Source organism: Paenibacillus stellifer (assembly GCF_000758685.1).
In the GTDB taxonomy this organism is placed as follows: domain Bacteria; phylum Bacillota; class Bacilli; order Paenibacillales; family Paenibacillaceae; genus Paenibacillus_AQ; species Paenibacillus_AQ stellifer.
The window spans coordinates 659,174-676,698 of record NZ_CP009286.1 but is presented as its reverse complement, the minus strand read 5'-3'; the positions used below and the strand labels follow the sequence as shown (position 1 = coordinate 676,698).

Sequence of the window (17,525 nt, the reverse complement as noted above, 5' to 3'; positions counted from 1 at the left end):
AGATTAGAAATGCAACTTTTAGGAGAGAGACTTATGGACCTCACACACCAACGCGCAGGCAGAACGGTCTCCCCGACCCCGCTGGGCCGCCGGACCGACCAGCCGCCACAGCTCTCGCTGCGGATTATCCGTTTCAAGCATATTATCGTAGCACTACTGTTATCCGTGTTCTTTTTCCTGGGCTTCTGTTTCGTTTCGCTGCACGGCTATATTACCTGGGTGCTGTCCAATCCGAGCGTCGCGCCGCTGTATTCCAATCCGAAGCTCGCCAAAGGCCTGGATTATGAGGATATCACGTTTCAATCCAGCGACGGCAGCCGGCGCATTCAGGGCTGGTATATTCCCGGCAACCACTCGACCAAGACGATTGTGTTCAGCCACGGCTACGGCGCCAACCGCGAAGAATCGTGGATTCCGATGTACGATCTTGCCCACTACGCGCACCGGCTGAATTTCAATGTGATCATGTTCGACTACGGGTTCGCCGCGCAGACGAATAAAGATGTCGCCACCGGCGGCAAAAAGGAATCCCGCGAGCTTCTCGGCGCTGTCGAGCTTGCGAAGCAGCGCGGAGCAACGGAGATCGTCGTCTGGGGCTTCTCGATGGGTGCGGGAACCGCCCTCCAGACGGGACTCTTAACCAAGGACGTCGACGCCATGATTCTGGACAGCACCTTCCTGCTGGAGCCCGATACGCTCTACCATAATATCCGGCAGAATATCGATCTCCCCCGGCATCCGTCCCTCGAGATCATGGAGCTGCTCTTCCCTGTTCTGAACGGTACGGCGCTGAATCAGATTCCGTATAATAAGGTGAAGGCTGAGGACTATCCCTTCCCGATTCTGTTCATTCACGGAACCGAGGATGACAAGGCCCCTTACGAAATTGCCGAGAAGCTGGCAGCGAACCAGACGAATCCGTACTCCGATTCCTGGATCGTCAAGGACTCTCACCATGAGCTGATCTTCCGGGAACACTCCCGTGAGTATCTCCGCCGGGTTTCGGCCTTCTTAAGCAATGTGCCGCTGGCCCAAGCCGCAAAGGCCGAGCAGCAGCAGAAATGACAATCCCCTCATAGTACAAACCCTCCTCTTCATACGCTGTAAGGAAAGCAATAAAAAGGGGAGGGCTGTACGTTATGGGGTATGAGTTTAGCTTGCCGCCTGCGGTGAGCGTGCTCGAGGATATTGCATTCTGGAAAAAACAAGAGCAATACAACACGGCGCTGATCAAGCTTGCCGTTCCCGGCCTGCAGGAGCCCTACGTGAAGCTCCTTGGCGACTGGGAGACCGTCTTCGGTGCTACGGAGGGCGCCGCCCGCCAACTGCTTGAATCTGGCGCTCCGGCCGCCGCTCCCGGGAGTCCCGAATACAGTGAAGCCGAGGCTCTTGCCCTGGCCGCCGCCGGGCAGTCGCGCGAGTGGATTCGGCAGCTGCACTCTCTTCGGGAAGCATTCGGCAGCTCTCGGGATGAGGCTGCGGAGATCTGCTTCACCCGTTCCGTCCGCGAGTCCGAATATTTGCTGTGCATTCTGAACGGCACAAGGCCCGCGGGCGCGTCTACCGGGCTGACCCGCAACGATTCGGGGAATGCATCTCCTGCCGGTGACGCTGCGGGCGACACATCTGCGGCGGAGTCTTCCGGCGCGAGAGACAAAACTTACGTGCCGATCGGGGAGCATAAGCTGCCGCCTCTGCCCTATCCCTACAATGCGCTGGAGCCTTACATTGACGAGAAGACGATGCGGATTCATCACGACAAGCATCACCAGAGCTATGTGGACGGTCTGAACAAGGCGGAGAAGAAGCTGGCCGAAGCCCGGAAGAGCGGGAACTTCGATCTCGTCAAGCATTGGGAGCGGGAGCTTGCTTTTAACGGTGCGGGGCATTATCTGCACACGATCTTCTGGGATGAAATGTCCCCTCAGGGCGGAGGGCGCCCGACAGGAGCCCTGCTTGCCGCGCTCGACCGGGATTTCGGGAGCTACGACGCCTTCAAGAAGCAGTTTAGCGCCGCTGCTGAGAAGGTTGAGGGCGGAGGATGGGCCATTCTCGTCTGGAGCCCGCGAAGCCGGAGACTGGAGATTCTCACTGCCGAGAAGCATCAGAATCTGTCGCAATGGGATGTCGTACCCCTGCTCGCGCTGGACGTATGGGAGCATGCCTACTATTTGAAGCACCAGAACAATCGCGCCGCCTACATCGAAGATTGGTGGAAGGTCGTCAATTGGCCGTATGTATCGGAGCGGTATAATGCCGCGAGCAAGCTCGCCTGGAAGCCTTATTAATTTAGCAGCCCAAGGATAAACGCCTGACGGCGTCCTTAGACGCCATGCGTTTACCGAGAAATAGAAGACCTATTGTAAGCAGCAACTTATTAAGTCTTATATTTGAAAAAAGGACCCGCAAGACCGCTTTAACAAGCGGCCTGACAGGTCCCTTTTTTCTGTATCCAATGGATCGCCGTTTCGGACATACCGTGCTGCAAGCTTGGCGTCCTCCTCCGGTTATTCCTTGATTAACGACAGGAATTCGGCGCGGGCTGCCGGGTCTTCGCGGAAGCATCCGCGTACACCCGTCGTAACCGTCTTGCTCCCCGGCTTCTTGACGCCGCGGGCGCACATGCACAAATGCTCTCCCTCGACCACTACCATAACGCCGTGCGGATGAAGCACTTCCTCCATAATGTCGGCGATCTGCGTAGTGATCCGCTCCTGAACCTGCAGGCGGCGGGAAACGGCCTCCACCAGCCGGGCAAGCTTGCTCAGTCCCGCAATGCGCCCGCTCGGCACATATCCGATATGCACCTTGCCAAAGAAGGGCGCCATATGATGCTCGCACTGGCTGTAATAGACAATATCTTTGACGATGACAAGCTCCTCATGCGATTCGTCAAAGGTTACGCCGAGCGCATCTCTGGGATCGATGGAGTAGCCTCCAAATATCTCCTCATACATCCGTGTTACCCGTGCGGGGGTTTCGAGCAGTCCTTCCCGTTCCGTGTCTTCCCCGATCAGCTCCAATATCTTCTGGACATGGTACTCGATCTTCTCACGGTTTGCCGTTACACTGCCGTTCACATAATCCTTGACGCCGCCCATGCTATTACTTCCTTTCTTCCTTCCGCCGGGACAACTGAACCGAAAGCGGATTGCTAGCTCTTTCTTTTCGAGCCTTTACCGCCTGCGGCAGGACCACGGCCGCTAAAGTTCTGATTCTTCATCATTTGCTGCGCACGCTGCATCTGTTTCCCGTTCAAGTTATATCCCATCTGCTTGGCAACCTTCTGCAGCATCTCCGGATCGTTCTGCATGCGCGTCATTTGCTTCCGTAAATAAAATACACCGATGAAGAAGCCGCCGATCAGGCCGACAACCAGTGTAATAATAGGAAGTGCGATATTCATTCAGAGCCCACCTCTAAAGTTGTATTCTAGCATGCATGTTTGGGTACGCACGCGAATCTATCATAGCATTTCAAGAACTGGACAGCAATTGGAAATTCCACACTTATCCTTATTCACCATCGGACTGGTTTTTTCCTTCTCCCGCAAGGCTTTCCCTCGCCCGCCGCACATACGCCAGCGCCTCTTCGTCGCGCTCGGTGTCTAGCGCTGACTCCAGCGCCGCCAGCGCTTCCGGGCCGCCAATCCGCCCCAATGCCCAGGCCGCCGATCCGCGAAGCTCGGGACGCGGGTCATGCCGCAGCACTTCGGCCAGCTTCGGAACGCTTGACGCATCCTTGAAGTTGCCCAGCGCGATTACCGCGTTGCGCTGAATGGGCTTGCGGCCCCGCCAGGCCGCCGCGCTGCTGCCGAATTTCTCCTTGAACTCGCGGTTGCTGAGGTCAAGGATCGGCAGCAGCAGCGGCTTGGCCTGCTCCGGATCGGGCAAGAGCTCGGGATGCTGCTGCCAGCTCTTCCCCCGGTTATGGGGACAGACCATCTGGCACGTATCGCACCCGTACAGGCGGTTGCCGATCTTGGCCATGTAGCTCTCGTCCAGAAAGCCCTTGGTCTGCGTCAAATACGACACACAGGCTTGGGCGTTCAGCTGTCCCGGTCCCACCAGAGCCCCTGTCGGACAGGCGTCGATGCACTTGGTGCAGGAGCCGCAGCCCTCGGTAACCGGCGTATCCGGCGGGAAGGGCAGGTTCGTGACCATCTCGCCAAGGTAAATCCATGAGCCCATCTTCGGCGAAATGATGGAGCAGTTCTTCCCGCTGAAGCCGATGCCCGCACGCTCCGCAACCGCCCGGTCGACGAGTACGCCGGTATCGACCATGCTCTCCATGACGGCGTCCGGCACCCGCTCCCGAATGAAGTCTTCAAGCCGCTTCAGCGCGTCCCGCAGGACCAGATGATAGTCGCGGCCCCACGCGGACCTTGCCAGGATGCCCCGGCGCAGCCCGGGCTCCGATTTCGGCGGATTGTCCATCTTGGAGGGATAGGCAACGGCTACCGCGATTATGGACATCGGCTGTCCCTCCACAAGGGCGGGAACGGTGCGCTTATCCAAGTCCGGCTCCTCGAAGCCGGATTCATAGCCCTTGTCCCGGTGCTCCTGCAGGATATTTTTCAGAAAAAGAAAAGGCTCAGCCGTCGCAAATCCGATCTCGTCAATGCCAAGCTCCGGCGCGGCTTCCTTGATTTCGCGTTTCAATTCTTCCCACTTGGAAGACGGGGGCGCATACGCTGCATGCTTCATGGTGTCCAAGTTTTACGCCTCCTTTCCTTCAGGCAAGTGCCGCCCTTTATAGCGCGTGTATTTTGGATAAAGGCCACCAAATGAATGATACCCGCCCGACGATCAGATCCAGCGGAACGGCGCCGAAATAGCGGCTGTCCTTGCTCGCTCCGGCATGACGGTTGTCGCCCATGACAAAGAATTGATCCTTGCCTACCGTCACCGGGGCAAAATCCTCATCCTCGATCACCGTATCGACGTACGGCTCCTCACCCGGCTTTCCGTTAATATACAGCTTGTGATCCCGCACCTCCACCACATCGCCGGGAATGGCCACAACCCGTTTGACGAGGTACTCCTTGCGGCTTGGCCCTGAGCTGGGATCGTGAAGCACGATCACATCGCCCCTCTTCGGCCTTTCGAAGGCCAGAGCGATTTTATTGATGAACAGCCGCTCGCCTTCGTACAGCGTCGGCTGCATGGAATGTCCTTTGACCATGGAAATATTGAAGACGAACAGATTGAGCAGCGACATGACGGCGAAGACCGACACGACCATAATCACCCATTCCTTAAGCCCTGAACTAAACTTTCTGCCCGGCGAGGCTTGGTGCCTCTGAAGTCTTGTCGCCCGGTCGCTGCGCTTGCGGAAGGATGTGTATTCCTCACCCAGATCCGGCAATTTTCATCCCTCCCACTCGGGCCGCATCCATGCGGTTAACAATAGAAAAGCATATCCGCCGCCTCAATGCAATCACTGAGGGGAGATATGCCGAAGAATAGAGGGAAAGCCACCCACGGCTTCCACTGTAAGTACATATATGGCGAATGTTTCCGCTTTCGTAATGCCGATTATCCTAGGCTTCTACGATGCTCAGTTTGCGCACCGATTTGAAGATCTGATTCTCTCCATATCCCATAGCCTCGTACAATGGAAGAGCAGCCGCGTTGTGTTCGTCGCCAACGACATAAATGCCGTGGACTTTGCGGGCTTGAAATCTGCTCTCCATAGCCGATACCAGTCCTCTACCGATTCCTCTGCGGCGATGATCAGGATGGATCGCAATACGGAAGTAACAGCCATAATTTTTCTCAATAGTTCCAATCAGCGTTCCGACAATTTCGCCTTCTTCTTCAGCAACGACAATGAGATCGGAATCCCAGGACAGTTGTCTGGAAAAAGGCTCCATGGTATTCTCGAAACACTCTTCGGACAAGGCGGCCTGCAGCAGCTCAGTTACTTGACTAACATCGCTTAATTGAAAGGAACGAACGTGCATTCTTTACAGTCTCCCTTTTCTATGGCTTTGGATTTTACAAAAAGAAGGAGTTCCCTTTATAATCCGGAGGGCGAAAAAAGCATCAAATAACGAGGAATACCTGCTTTCTGTTCTATTAAAGCATATAATTCTCTCGATATCATCCATTTTCTCTTGAAAGCGCTTAATAGAAAGCGTATACATCGCAGTTTATGAAAATTGTTCATCTTTCAGGAAAATATTAGTCGGAAAACATGCGATTTCAGAAAATTTGCGTAATGTTAACATGGTGTTTACATAGTGTGTGGCAAATTTTTGGCGTCATATCAGGATATTTTACTTTTTAAACGCAAATGTATGTTTAGTATTGCATTCTCTTTCCAATTGCGCTTTAATTGAGATATACGAAGTCCATTACATTTCAGGAGGGATTTTTCCATGGCTTTTGAATTACCATCACTGCCTTACCCAAAAGACGCACTTGAACCGCACATCGACGCTTTGACGATGGAAATTCATCATGACAGACATCACAACACATACGTGACCAATCTTAACGCCGCGCTGGAAAAGGCACCCGAACTGCAAGGCAAAAGCCTCGAGGACCTGATCTCCAATCTGGACGCTGTGCCGGAAGCCATCCGTACCGCCGTACGCAACAATGGCGGTGGACATGCCAACCACTCCCTGTTCTGGGAGACCATCGGACCGAACGCCGGCGGCGCACCGACTGGCGCACTGGCTGCAGCCATCGACAGCGAGCTGGGCGGTTTCGAGAAATTCAAGGAAGACTTCGCCGCTGCAGCTACCACCCGTTTCGGAAGCGGCTGGGCTTGGCTTAGCGTGAAGGACGGCAAGCTGGCTGTTACAAGCACCCCTAACCAGGACAGCCCTCTTTCGGAAGGCGCGACTCCGCTGCTCGGCCTCGATGTATGGGAGCATGCCTACTACCTGAAATACCAGAACAAACGTCCGGACTACATCAAAGCGTTCTGGAATGTCGTGAACTGGGATGCTGTCGGCAAGCGCTACGAAGCGGCCAAGTAAGCTAATCCCAGAATATTTGGATATCGCATATCCATATACGAACGCCCGGGTCTCCTGAAGGAGCCCGGGCGTTTGGCGTTTATGCCTTCTTCATTTAGCTCTAATATCCGCAGCCTGCCCGAACAGATCGGTTACCGCTCCATGGGCCGCCGATGACACGAGCCGGGCGTACTTGCCCAGAACCCCCGTGCTGGCCTTTAGGGGCGGCTGCACCCAGTCCCTGGAGCGCTTCTCCAGTTCTTCCCCGGTAACCTTAAAAGAAATCTCCTGCGTCTCGCTGTCGATCGTGACGAGATCGCCCTCATGAAGAAACGCGATCGGCCCTCCCATCTGCGCTTCAGGAGCGGCATGGCCGACTACGAAACCGTGCGAGCCGCCGGAGAAACGGCCGTCGGTAATAAGCGCCACCTCTTCACCGAGTCCCTTGCCGACAATCAAGGCTGTCACAGACAGCATTTCAGGCATACCAGGGCCTCCCTTTGGACCGCAATACCGGATCACCAGCACATCGCCTTTGCGGATTTCATCGTTCAGGATCGCTTGGGTTGCCGCTTCTTCACTGTCATAGACCCGGGCAGGGCCGATAAAACGGGTCTGGCGGATGCCGGACATCTTGGCGATGGCTCCATCCGGCGCCAAATTCCCCTTAAGCACAACCAGCGGCCCAGTCGGCTTAATTGGACGGTCGAGCGGACGAATGATTTCCTGATGTTCGGTAAGCGGAGGCACGGACGCCAAATTTTCCGCCAGCGTCTTTCCCGTAACCGTCATACAATCTCCATGAAGCATATCATGCTCCAGCAGAAGCTTCATCACGCCGGGAATACCGCCAATTTCATTCAAATCCTGCATGACATACCTGCCGCTTGGCTTAAGATCGGCAATATGCGGGGTCGTCCGGCGGATTCGTTCGAAATCATCATAGCTCAACTCCACCTGAACCGAATGGGCGATGGCGATCAAATGCAGGAACGCATTGGTCGAGCCGCCAAGAGCCATAACGAGAGTAATCGCATTTTCAAAGGCTTTCTTGGTTAAAATATCCTTCGGATAAATCCCCTTCTCCAGAAGCTGGATAACCATCCTGCCCGCTTCTACGCATTCGGCCGCTTTGCCCTCTGAAATGGCAGCGTTGGATGAGGAGTATGGCAGGCTGATGCCCAGTGCTTCGGCCGCCGTAGCCATCGTATTGGCTGTATACATGCCTCCGCAGGAGCCGGCCCCCGGACATGCATGGCACTCGATCCGATGAAGCTCTTCCTCCGTAATCTTCCCATCGTGATACTGCCCAACACCCTCAAATGCGCTGATGACATCAATCTTCTCGCCTTCCAGCTGTCCGGGCTGAATGGTCCCGCCATAGACATAAATAGCAGGAATATTCATACGCCCGATGGCCATCAGACAGGCCGGGGTGTTCTTGTCGCATCCGCCGATTGCAACCAGACTGTCAAACCGTTCTGCATTCGTCACGATTTCAATGGAATCCGCAATCGCCTCGCGGCTTGGCAGCGAGAAGGTCATGCCTTCATGACCCATGGCAACGCCATCCGAGACTGTAATGGTATTAAAAATCAAGGGCGCGCCTCCGTTCGCCTGCGCCCCTTTCTTCGCCGCCACAGCCAACTGGTCGATATGTACATTGCAGGGTGTGACTTCACTCCAGGTGCTGGCGATACCGACCATCGGCTTCTTGAAATCTTCATCTGTAAATCCTACCGCCCGCAGCAGCGCCCGATTCGGCGCACGGTTCACTCCCTCGCTGATGACCTTGCTTCGAATTCTTAAATCCCGGTTATCCGGCACGTTCTTCATCTCCCATGACTCAAATGGATTACTTTTGTATGCAATATATCGCATACATATATTGATTGCAAGTGTTTTAATTCGATGAAGCCGATGCATTCCTTGCGAGCCTCATCAATATTCGGTATATTGCATATAGAATATCCCGTTAGGAGTTGTCTCCATTGCCTGTACCGAAAAATTTTGCCTCTCCCATCCGCTTATCAGCCAAGGAGCGCGCCTTCTCTCAGCTCCAGCGCTGGATTATCGAAGGAACGCTGCAGCCGGGAGAGAAACTGCTTGATGCCGAGCTTGCGGAGTCCCTGGCTGTCAGCCGTACCCCGATCCGGGAAGCGCTGCAGCTTCTGGAAATGCAGGGGCTCGTCACGATGCAGCCCGGGAAAGAAACACGCGTCACCACCATCCAAAAAGACGATATCCTCAAGATGTATCCGACCCTTGCAGCCTTGCATGCGCTCGCAGCGGAACAGGCCGCTCCAAACCTGACAGGTAGTCAGATTGAGTCGCTGCGGGCACTCAACGCTTCCTTCGAGGAAGCCATTCGGACGGGCCAGCCTTTTCAGGCGATGGAATCGGACGAGGCCTTTCATAATTTCATTGTAGAAGCTGCCGACAATCCATATCTCGCGTCTTTCAACGCCTCGCTGCAGGTGCATATTCAGCGGTTCAAGTATGTCTTTCTCAAGGAAAAAATGACCGCTTCCCTGACTTCGGCGGAAGAGCATGCGGAGATTATCGCCGCCCTGGAGGCCCATGATGCCGTTAAAGCGGCGGAGGCGATCAGGAAGAACATTCTGCGTCCAATGCATGAACTGCACGGGCTGTTATAAAGGGGCTTCAAACAAACAGCGGCAGCCCTGGACTCCTGTCCAAGACTGCCGCTGTTATTCATTATTCATTATTTAGACTGCTGTGTCTGCCTGCGGCGGAGCCGTCGGCAGGCCGCTTCAGCGGGTGCGCGCTTATAAGAGACACTGACCCCGGTTCAGCGGCGTCCCGCCGCCTCCTGTCCGTCAAAGTAGGCGTTCAGCAGCTTCAGAAAAACGTTCGGGAAGGCGTAGTTCGCCATGTCCTCCCGGCCGATCCAGCGCATGTCCGGCCGTTCCTCCTCGGCTCCGCCTTCGTCGGCGAAGAGGCCGGGCTGCTCTGCGCCCGGCAGGAGCAGCGCCGGCTCGCCGCCCGGCGCGTCACCACCCGCCGCCGCTCCGCTGCCGGCGGCGTACAAGCCCCGAGCTTCCGCCGCCATCGGCTGCGGAAGCTCCTCCTCCCTGCAGCGGTATACCTGCAGGGTCCAGTGAATATGGCTGAACGTATGCTCGGCAGCCATCATGTACGCCTCCGGCCGGGCTGCCACCCCGGCCTCGGCCAGGGACCGGCGCAGCCGGTCCATCGCGGCCGCTTCGCCCGGCCGCCCGCTCCCCGCGCCGATGTCTCCCGGCGCCGGCCAATGCGGCAGCTCCCACATGCGGGCGAGAAGCCCGCGGGTCGGCCGCTGCCGGATGAGCACCCGGCCCGCGTGCTCGCCGCGGCCCTCCACGAGAGCCGCCAGCCGCTCTTCGGGGCGCGGCGGCTTCGCCTTGGTCTTGACGGGCAGCTCCGTCTCGACGCCCGCAAGCCGCCCGGCGCAGCGCTCCATGACCGGGCAGACGAGGCAGCGCGGCGACTTCGGCGTGCAGGTCAGCGCGCCATGCTCCATCAGCGCCTGATTGAAGCTGGACGCCTCGCCTTCCGGGATCAGCGATTTCGCCAGAGCCTCCATCTTGATCCGGGTCTTCGGCTTGGCGATATCATCTTCGATCAGGAAGAAGCGGGAGAGCACCCGCATCACATTGCCGTCCACAGCCGGCTCGGGACGATTAAAGGCGATGCTGAGAATAGCCCCCGCCGTATAGGGACCGACACCCTTCAGGCCGAACACCGCCTCGCGGTCGTCCGGAACCTTGCCGCCGTACAGTTCCTTCACCTGCTGCGCCGCGCTCTGCAGATTTCGCGCCCGGGAATAATAGCCCAGCCCCTCCCAAGCTTTCAGCACCTCTTCCTCCGGTGCTTCAGCGAGGGCATCAATGGTCGGGAAGCGTTCGATGAACCGGTTGAAGTAAGGAATCACCGTATCCACCCGCGTCTGCTGCAGCATGATTTCCGACACCCAAATTTTGTAGGGATCGCGGGAGCGCCGCCAGGGCAGATCCCGCTTCTGCCCGTTGTACCACTCCAGCAGCCGCATGCTGAAGAAGAGTTCGTCCTCCCCTCCGCCCGCTTCCTTCCTCTCATCCAGTGTCATGCCGATTCTCCTTGCTATGTCTGTATTTTCGCATCTGTATCTTAGTCCCACGGCCCCCGGTCATCCTCCAGCTGCTCCACCACGGCAAAGGCCGACGCCAGCTTCGGGGTATGAGTAATGGTCAGATGGATTACGTAGCGGTAGCCCGCAGGCAGCATAAGCCTTTCGAAGGCTTCTTCCGACACCTCCGCCTTTGGCTGTCCCGACGGACCCGGAAGAATTTCAATATCTCCGAATCCCATCGCCCTGCCTATACCGCATCCGAACGCCTTGACGACCGCTTCCTTGGCGGTGAATCGTCCCCCGGCGAATTCAGCCGTTAGCCCGCCCCGGCTTTCTCCCAATGCAAGCTCGCCGGGTGTCAAAATCCGGGCGGCAAACCGTTCTCCGAGCCTGCCTTCAAGCAGCCCGGAGACTCGTTTCAAGTCCAGCACATCGTGCCCGATTCCGTAGATCAAGCGTACACGCTCCTCGTTTTTCCCCTTATGGAAAATAGGGAATTGACATCTGCTGCTATAGTGTTCAATTCAACTTTCTGCTATGGTAAGGATAAAGATAGGCTTACCGAAATTCTTATATTTTAAAAGAATTCCATGCCAAAGTCCATGACCTCACGCGGGGAAAGCGGCTGCGGCGAAAGGCCATCGTCATTCAGAGAGGAGGCTTCTCATGAGCCAAGGCATTCAATTTGAACTGCCGGCAGGGGATGACGCCGTACTGAGATGTACCCGCTTTCCTTCACAGGGTGAAGCGAAGGCGCTGATCGTCATTGCCCACGGCTACAAAGGCTTCAAGGATTGGGGAATGTTCCCCTATGCCGCCGAACGCCTGAGTCTGAATCATGAAGTCGTAACCTTCAATTTCTCCCATGGAGGAATTGGGGACGATCTCCAAACCTTCACCGAGCTCGAGAAGTTCGCCCGCAATACATATGACCGCGAGCTTCAGGATTTGGACGTTCTGCTCTCCTATTTAAGCCAGCATCCCAAGCTGGGCGCTCTTCCGCTCTTTCTCCTCGGCCACAGCCGCGGCGCCGGAGACTGCCTCGTCTATGCGCTGGACCACCCCGGAGAAATTGCGGGCGTCATTTCCTGGAACGGCGTAACCGACCTTGATCTGTTCACGGATCAGCAGAAACAGGATATGCGCGAGAAAGGAAGGGCCTTTGTCCTGAACGGCCGGACCGGCCAGCAAATGCCACTGGATGCCGTGATCCTGGAGGACCTGGAGCTGCAGAAGGAGCGTTACCGGATTGTAGAGCGCATGCAGCAGGCCGGCTTCCCGGTCATCCTGATTCAGGGAAGCGAGGACGGCGCCCGGCTGCGCCTGGGCTCGGAGCAGCTGACAGCTGTCCGCCCGGACATCGAATGGGTTCAGATTCCGGGAGGCGATCATACCTTCAGAACGGTTCACCCTTTCGCAGGCGCCACCCCACAGCTGGAACAGGCTATCGAAGCCACCCGGGCTTTTATCGGCCGCGTGCTGAAGGCGTGACCTTCACCGGAAATAACGCTTGTCAGCTTCCTTATGGCCCCGCGCCATTGCAGGGAAATCGCATGACATGAATGCGCAGGCGTATTTCTACGGTGATCCTGATTGGTCCGCCCCCGCAGCATTTGGTCCTTCTTCCTGCTCTCATCCCCGGTAAGTCATGATCCTGCGCCGCCGCAGATCGCTGCGGCGGCGCAGGAGACGGCCTCTCAGGCTCATATCCCGGGGATGGCGCTGCGCTTGTGGACCGTTCTCCGGTAGTGATTCTCAAGCCGCTGACTGATCTCGGGCTTCACAGCCCGCCCCTCCAGATAATCGCTGTTATCCTCATAGCTTACGCCCAGCTCCATTTCGTCCTCCTGTCCCGGCCACAGCCCGGCGGTTGGCACCTTGCCGATAATACTAGCCGGAACGCCCAGATAATCGGCCAGCTGCCGTACCTGGCGCTTGGTCAAGGTGCGCAGCGGCGCGATATCCACAGCTCCGTCTCCCCATTTGGTATAGAAGCCCGCAATTGCCTCGGAAGCATGATCCGTGCCCACGACAAGCAGATGGTTCTCAAAGGCGAGCGCATACTGAACCGTCATTCGCATTCTGGCCTTGACGTTTCCCTTGCCCTGATGGCTCAAATGGCGGTGCTGCCCCAGCGCCTTCAACGCGTATTCCGTCTCCAGGGCAATCTCGTCGACCGCATCCCCGATATTCGTCTCCACGGTATGCTCCAGGCCAAGCGCCTTCGCCACAGTGTAGCTGTCCTCAATATCCTCCTGCTCCGCATAGGGCTGAAATACGCCGAGCGTCATATAGCCCCGTCCTTCCTGTACAGCCAGCTCATCCGTCGCCTTCTTGCACAGGGCTGCCGCCACGGCGCTGTCCACACCGCCGCTGATGCCGATGAGCAGCCCCCGGGCGTTCGATTCCAGCAGATAGGCTTTCAGGAAATCCACCCGTTTCCGAACCTCACTCGCGGCGTCGATCTCCGGCCTTACTCCAAGGACTTCGATAATCTCGCGCTGCATGCTCAAGGACATTCACTTCCTCTCATCTTAAGTTCAAATCCGGAAATAAAGAATCCCGCGGCACCGAACTGACGGTGCCGCGGGAGCTTGAGAATCTATAGCTTCGCTGTTTATTGGCAATATTGCTCAAAAATATCCTTCAGCTCAGCGGCGATTTCAACGGCCGAACGATTCTCGACTCCGTGGCGCTCGATGAAGTGCACGAGTTCTCCGTCCTTCATCAAAGCGATCGAAGGAGAGGACGGCGGATATGGAGCGAAATATTCGCGGGCTTTGGCCGTTGCTTCCTTATCCTGTCCGGCAAACACCGTGAACAGGTGGTCAGGGAGAACGTCGTTCTGCAGTGCCTGGGCCACGCCAGGACGGCATTGACCGGCTGCACAGCCGCACACGGAGTTGACGACGACAAGCGCCGTACCCTTGGCTCCCGGGAGCGCAGCTTCCACTTCTTCCGGCGTTGTAAGCTCGGTGAACCCGATGTTGGTCAGATCGTCTCGCATCGGCTGAATGGTATCTCTCATATATTGGTCAAAAGACATGGACATGGTTGGCACTCTCCTTTGCTATATTACTAACTTTATTATACAGTCCTACCCTCTGAAAGCAAGCTGCCTGTACAAAGTCAAGCGAATACGTCACAGCCCAAACAGCTCTTTACCGATCTAGAATGTTCCTTTCACTCGCTCTCACATGGCAGGGAGACCGTGAACACAGTGCCCGCTCCGTGAATGGAATTCACGGTAATCGTTCCGCCATGACGTTCAATAATGCTGAGGCATAGCGGAAGTCCGAGTCCCGTCCCTTGTTCCTTGGTTGTAAAAAAGGGCGTGAACAGCTTGGCAAGCTCTGTCTCCGTCATCCCGCTGCCCGTATCCTTGACCAGAAGCTCCGCTCTGCCAAGGACTTGCCGGGTCTCCAGTGTCAGAACGCCCTTGGGCTGCATCGCTTCCATCGCATTGCGTCCCAGATTCAGGATGACCTGCTTGATTTCCTTGCTGTTCACTCGTAAAGCCGGCAGCGATTCACACAGATTCAGCTCTACGCTCTGGCCGCGCAGGTTGGCGTCCGCCCAGAGCAGCGGAGCTAGCTCTTCAAGCAGCACATGCAGATTGACATCCTCTTTGGTCGACATTCCGCTGCGCGCAAGCGACAGAAAATCATTAATAATGCCGTTCGCCCTGTCCAGCTCCTCCATTACAATCTGAAAATAAGATTCCAAGCCGGGCGGACACTTCTCATTCATGAGCTGCAGAAAGCCCCGCACTACAGCCATCGGATTCCGGATTTCATGGGTAATTCCGGCCGCCATTTGTCCGACGAGCGAAAGACGCTCAACATGGCTCAGTTCGCTGCGGATTTTCTCCTCCTCCGTCATATCCTGCATGACGATCACCATGACGCCGGGCTTATTCTTATCTTTGGATGCAAGCGGAGTGGCCATGAAATGAATCACGCGCCCGTAGCAGAGGATCGTTTCGGCGGCTCTTTGTTTGCGTTGTATGATACTCAGCATCTGATCGATTTCCGGCGTCATCGTGAGTTTTAGCATATGTATGAGATCAAAGGCCGTCCGGTTGACAATATCCCCTTTGGATACTCCGGGAGAGCGGGTCAGTATTTTATCCATCAGCGTCTCGTTCAGGCGTATGATTCTAAGGTTATCATCGAGGGCGATGATGCTCAGCGGTACCATGTCGGTGATCTGCCGGAGATTATCGGTCTCCTGCCTGAATTTCTCGGACAGGCTCGCAATCCGCCCATCTACCTCAAGCTTGTCCCAAGCCGTCTCAAGCAAATAAATATAGAGCGCGCCGACGGTCAAATACACAACCATAGTTATGCTGATCAGCAGCATGTGCCGCATATCGGTGTCACGGTAATTCCAGCCTGATTCCGCCGAGGTGTACGCCATCAGAACAAGACTTGGCACCAGAGCCGCCCATAGAACCAAAATTTTCTCCGTTATCGTACCCAGCCGGAATTTGCCCGACATCCCGAACAGCAGCGGGCATAGCAGCAGACCGGAGTTGAGCAGAATATGGCCGGGAACATCCCTCAGGGACGAGAGGTACATACTGCCCAGCATCAGTGCGGCCAGTCCCGTCCGGGTGCGGGAGCTGCCGTACAGAATACCGATATAAGCGGGCAAAAGTCCCCAATTGATATAGAGCACGCCGAACATCTTGCCCGACAGCAGTGTGCACAGCAGCAAACTGAAGCCGCAGGAGATCAGGAGAAGGACGGGTTGGTTCGGAAAGTTCGGATTTCTGGGCTTGATGGGGCCGCGGATCATTTTCCACTGGACGAGGAGCACAAAAGAGGCAGAAGCGGAAAGTTGCAGGAGGATATTTTTGATCTCGCTTATAAGAATGAGGATCACCGCCCGGACTGCATATTTAGAGAATGCTAGTCTAGATTAAGCCATAATGGGGCTTTTTGACAATTACACAATCCGACATTGCCGACGTTTTATGAATAGAGCGGTCTTGACTGGCTCCCTGCGGGGCAATAATGGTATGATGGCCGTGATCAAAATTCAAGCTTTATTTGCAAAAGGAGTCTTTCATGAGTGCTTATGATGTCATCGTCATTGGCGGCGGTCCTTCCGGCCTGATGGCCAGCGTGGCAGCGGCGGAGCGCGGTGCGTCCGTCCTGCTGATCGACAAGGGTGCGAAGCTCGGCCGGAAGCTCGGCATCTCCGGAGGAGGCCGCTGCAATGTTACCAATATGAAGGAAAGAGACGAGCTGATCGCCCATATTCCGGGCAACGGCCGGTTCCTGTACAGCGCGCTGGATCATTTTGATAACCGTTCGATCGCAGCTTTCTTCGAGGAACTGGGAATCCGTCTCAAGGAAGAAGATAACGGCAGGATGTTCCCCGTCTCAGACAAGGCATCGAGCGTCGTCTCCGCCCTGATCGGCAAAATCAAGGCGCTCGGCGTCTCCATACTGAAGGACAGTCCAGTCACCGAAGTTCTGTATGGCGAAGACCGCGTTCAGGGCGTCCGGCTGGCCTCCGGCAAGGATTTGAGGGCAAGGTCGGTCATAATTGCAACGGGCGGCAAATCTGTCCCGCAGACAGGAAGCACAGGCGATGGATACCGCTGGGCGGAGGCTGCCGGCCACACCATTACGGAGCTCTACCCGACGGAAGTGCCGATCGTCTCGCGGGAGGACTGGATCAAGTCCGGCGAGCTTCAGGGCTTATCGCTGCGCGATGTCATACTTACGGTCTGGAACGAAAAAGGCAAGAAGCTCATTGCCCACCGGGGCGATATGATCTTCACCCATTTCGGTCTCTCGGGACCGATCGCCCTGCGCTGCAGCCAGTTTTTGCGGCAGGTGCAGCGCAAGGCCGGCAGACCCGAGGTGGACATGTCCATCGACCTGTTCCCCGATCTGCGGCCGGATGAAGCTGAGCGCCTTATTCGGGAGAAGCTCGAAGCCGATCCGAAGAAGACCGTACGCAACATTCTCAAGGGAATGCTGCCGGACCGGCTCGTTCCGCTGGCTTTGGCCAAGTCCGGCATCGACGGCGATGTGATGGGCAGTCAGTTCTCCAAGACCGGCCAGTCCGCCCTTGCAGGCTTCCTGAAGCGCATGCCGGTAACCGTCCACGGAACCCGCTCTCTGGAAGAAGCGTTCGTGACCGGCGGCGGCGTTCATCTGAAGGAAATCCAGCCCGGCACGATGGAATCGAAGCTGATGCCCGGCCTGTATTTTTGCGGTGAAATTCTCGATATCCACGGGTATACGGGGGGCTATAACATCACCGCAGCGTTCTCCACGGGATACACGGCGGGCATGCACGCGGCTGAATCGTAGAACGGAATGGAGACGGGTCTCCCGCTTGTGGCGGAAGATAGGCCGGGAACCGAACGGCAACCGGGGGCGCAATCCGGGACACGGTCCGGAATACCATTAGGTAGCGACATCC

The 17,525-nt window shown here is 56.3% G+C and carries 16 protein-coding genes and 1 pseudogene; 6 read left to right on the top strand and 11 right to left on the bottom strand.

Annotated features, from left to right (window positions below; translation table 11 throughout):
• Window positions 1–33: 33 nt before the first annotated feature.
• Entirely contained in the window at window positions 34–1,065 is a 1,032-nt protein-coding gene (locus tag PSTEL_RS03265) for an alpha/beta hydrolase (RefSeq protein ID WP_038693466.1), read from the top strand.
• Between the two features lie 74 nt (window positions 1,066–1,139).
• Window positions 1,140–2,288 (top strand): superoxide dismutase, encoded by a 1,149-nt coding sequence (locus PSTEL_RS03260; RefSeq protein ID WP_038693465.1) that lies wholly within the window; start codon window positions 1,140–1,142, stop codon window positions 2,286–2,288.
• A gap of 219 nt (window positions 2,289–2,507) precedes the next feature.
• On the opposite strand, the gene folE is transcribed toward PSTEL_RS03260, so the two are convergent.
• The 5 genes and pseudogenes from folE to PSTEL_RS03235 all read right to left on the bottom strand — a co-directional run bounded on the left by folE (window position 2,508) and on the right by PSTEL_RS03235 (window position 5,965).
• A complete protein-coding gene (gene folE, locus PSTEL_RS03255) occupies window positions 2,508–3,101 on the bottom strand; it encodes a GTP cyclohydrolase I FolE (protein WP_038693464.1) in 594 nt (197 codons plus the stop codon).
• 53 nt (window positions 3,102–3,154) lie between these two features.
• On the bottom strand, window positions 3,155–3,406 hold the full coding sequence (locus PSTEL_RS03250; RefSeq protein WP_038693463.1) for a YneF family protein: 252 nt from the start codon (window positions 3,404–3,406) through the stop codon (window positions 3,155–3,157).
• Window positions 3,407–3,616: 210 nt separating this feature from the next.
• Window positions 3,617–4,706: pseudogene (gene queG, locus PSTEL_RS03245) on the bottom strand (tRNA epoxyqueuosine(34) reductase QueG); the annotation flags it as partial.
• A 46-nt stretch (window positions 4,707–4,752) separates the two neighbouring features.
• Complete coding sequence (lepB, locus tag PSTEL_RS03240; protein ID WP_052099116.1) at window positions 4,753–5,358, bottom strand: signal peptidase I; 606 nt, start codon at window positions 5,356–5,358, stop codon at window positions 4,753–4,755.
• A gap of 184 nt (window positions 5,359–5,542) precedes the next feature.
• Complete coding sequence (locus tag PSTEL_RS03235) at window positions 5,543–5,965, bottom strand: GNAT family N-acetyltransferase (protein WP_038693460.1); 423 nt, start codon at window positions 5,963–5,965, stop codon at window positions 5,543–5,545.
• A 417-nt stretch (window positions 5,966–6,382) separates the two neighbouring features.
• On the opposite strand from PSTEL_RS03235, the gene PSTEL_RS03230 reads away from it, so the two are divergent.
• Window positions 6,383–6,991 carry a superoxide dismutase gene (locus PSTEL_RS03230; RefSeq protein WP_038693459.1) on the top strand — a complete coding sequence of 203 codons (609 nt, stop codon included), beginning with the start codon at window positions 6,383–6,385 and terminating at the stop codon, window positions 6,989–6,991.
• A gap of 90 nt (window positions 6,992–7,081) precedes the next feature.
• Here the strand turns inward: PSTEL_RS03230 and ilvD are convergent, their stop codons facing one another.
• The gene (gene ilvD, locus PSTEL_RS03225; protein ID WP_038693457.1) at window positions 7,082–8,797 is read right to left on the bottom strand and encodes a dihydroxy-acid dehydratase; all 1,716 of its coding nucleotides are present in this window, start codon (window positions 8,795–8,797) and stop codon (window positions 7,082–7,084) included.
• A 164-nt stretch (window positions 8,798–8,961) separates the two neighbouring features.
• Here ilvD and PSTEL_RS03220 point away from each other — a divergent pair, with 164 nt between their 5' ends.
• The gene (locus PSTEL_RS03220; protein ID WP_038693455.1) at window positions 8,962–9,627 is read left to right on the top strand and encodes a GntR family transcriptional regulator; all 666 of its coding nucleotides are present in this window, start codon (window positions 8,962–8,964) and stop codon (window positions 9,625–9,627) included.
• A gap of 155 nt (window positions 9,628–9,782) precedes the next feature.
• On the opposite strand, the gene mutY is transcribed toward PSTEL_RS03220, so the two are convergent.
• Window positions 9,783–11,078, bottom strand: a complete 1,296-nt coding sequence (mutY, locus tag PSTEL_RS03215) for an A/G-specific adenine glycosylase (RefSeq protein ID WP_052098163.1) — start codon at window positions 11,076–11,078, stop codon at window positions 9,783–9,785.
• A 41-nt stretch (window positions 11,079–11,119) separates the two neighbouring features.
• The gene (acpS, locus tag PSTEL_RS03210) at window positions 11,120–11,536 is read right to left on the bottom strand and encodes a holo-ACP synthase (protein ID WP_038693453.1); all 417 of its coding nucleotides are present in this window, start codon (window positions 11,534–11,536) and stop codon (window positions 11,120–11,122) included.
• Window positions 11,537–11,747: 211 nt separating this feature from the next.
• On the opposite strand from acpS, the gene PSTEL_RS03205 reads away from it, so the two are divergent.
• Window positions 11,748–12,572 carry an alpha/beta hydrolase family protein gene (locus PSTEL_RS03205; protein ID WP_038693451.1) on the top strand — a complete coding sequence of 275 codons (825 nt, stop codon included), beginning with the start codon at window positions 11,748–11,750 and terminating at the stop codon, window positions 12,570–12,572.
• Between the two features lie 212 nt (window positions 12,573–12,784).
• Here the strand turns inward: PSTEL_RS03205 and nadE are convergent, their stop codons facing one another.
• The 3 genes from nadE to PSTEL_RS03190 form a co-directional block, all read right to left on the bottom strand.
• A complete protein-coding gene (gene nadE, locus PSTEL_RS03200; protein ID WP_038693449.1) occupies window positions 12,785–13,594 on the bottom strand; it encodes an NAD(+) synthase in 810 nt (269 codons plus the stop codon).
• 104 nt (window positions 13,595–13,698) lie between these two features.
• Window positions 13,699–14,133 carry a BrxA/BrxB family bacilliredoxin gene (locus tag PSTEL_RS03195; RefSeq protein WP_038693448.1) on the bottom strand — a complete coding sequence of 145 codons (435 nt, stop codon included), beginning with the start codon at window positions 14,131–14,133 and terminating at the stop codon, window positions 13,699–13,701.
• 131 nt (window positions 14,134–14,264) lie between these two features.
• Window positions 14,265–15,800 carry a two-component system sensor histidine kinase NtrB gene (locus PSTEL_RS03190; protein WP_169744527.1) on the bottom strand — a complete coding sequence of 512 codons (1,536 nt, stop codon included), beginning with the start codon at window positions 15,798–15,800 and terminating at the stop codon, window positions 14,265–14,267.
• Window positions 15,801–16,153: 353 nt separating this feature from the next.
• On the opposite strand from PSTEL_RS03190, the gene PSTEL_RS03185 reads away from it, so the two are divergent.
• On the top strand, window positions 16,154–17,413 hold the full coding sequence (locus PSTEL_RS03185; RefSeq protein WP_038693446.1) for a BaiN/RdsA family NAD(P)/FAD-dependent oxidoreductase: 1,260 nt from the start codon (window positions 16,154–16,156) through the stop codon (window positions 17,411–17,413).
• Window positions 17,414–17,525 lie beyond the last annotated feature (112 nt).

What these genes read in the sequence shown, in the direction of transcription:
- PSTEL_RS03230 (WP_038693459.1), top strand. Translation starts at nt 6,383, where the DNA reads ATGGCTTTTGAATTACCATCACTGCCTTACCCAAAAGACGCACTTGAA.
- PSTEL_RS03185 (WP_038693446.1), top strand. Translation starts at nt 16,154, where the DNA reads ATGAGTGCTTATGATGTCATCGTCATTGGCGGCGGTCCTTCCGGCCTG.
- PSTEL_RS03250 (WP_038693463.1), bottom strand. Translation starts at nt 3,406, where the DNA reads ATGAATATCGCACTTCCTATTATTACACTGGTTGTCGGCCTGATCGGC.
- PSTEL_RS03260 (WP_038693465.1), top strand. Translation starts at nt 1,140, where the DNA reads ATGGGGTATGAGTTTAGCTTGCCGCCTGCGGTGAGCGTGCTCGAGGAT.
- PSTEL_RS03205 (WP_038693451.1), top strand. Translation starts at nt 11,748, where the DNA reads ATGAGCCAAGGCATTCAATTTGAACTGCCGGCAGGGGATGACGCCGTA.
- folE (WP_038693464.1), bottom strand. Translation starts at nt 3,101, where the DNA reads ATGGGCGGCGTCAAGGATTATGTGAACGGCAGTGTAACGGCAAACCGT.
- PSTEL_RS03195 (WP_038693448.1), bottom strand. Translation starts at nt 14,133, where the DNA reads ATGTCCATGTCTTTTGACCAATATATGAGAGATACCATTCAGCCGATG.
- mutY (WP_052098163.1), bottom strand. Translation starts at nt 11,078, where the DNA reads ATGACACTGGATGAGAGGAAGGAAGCGGGCGGAGGGGAGGACGAACTC.
- PSTEL_RS03265 (WP_038693466.1), top strand. Translation starts at nt 34, where the DNA reads ATGGACCTCACACACCAACGCGCAGGCAGAACGGTCTCCCCGACCCCG.
- PSTEL_RS03235 (WP_038693460.1), bottom strand. Translation starts at nt 5,965, where the DNA reads ATGCACGTTCGTTCCTTTCAATTAAGCGATGTTAGTCAAGTAACTGAG.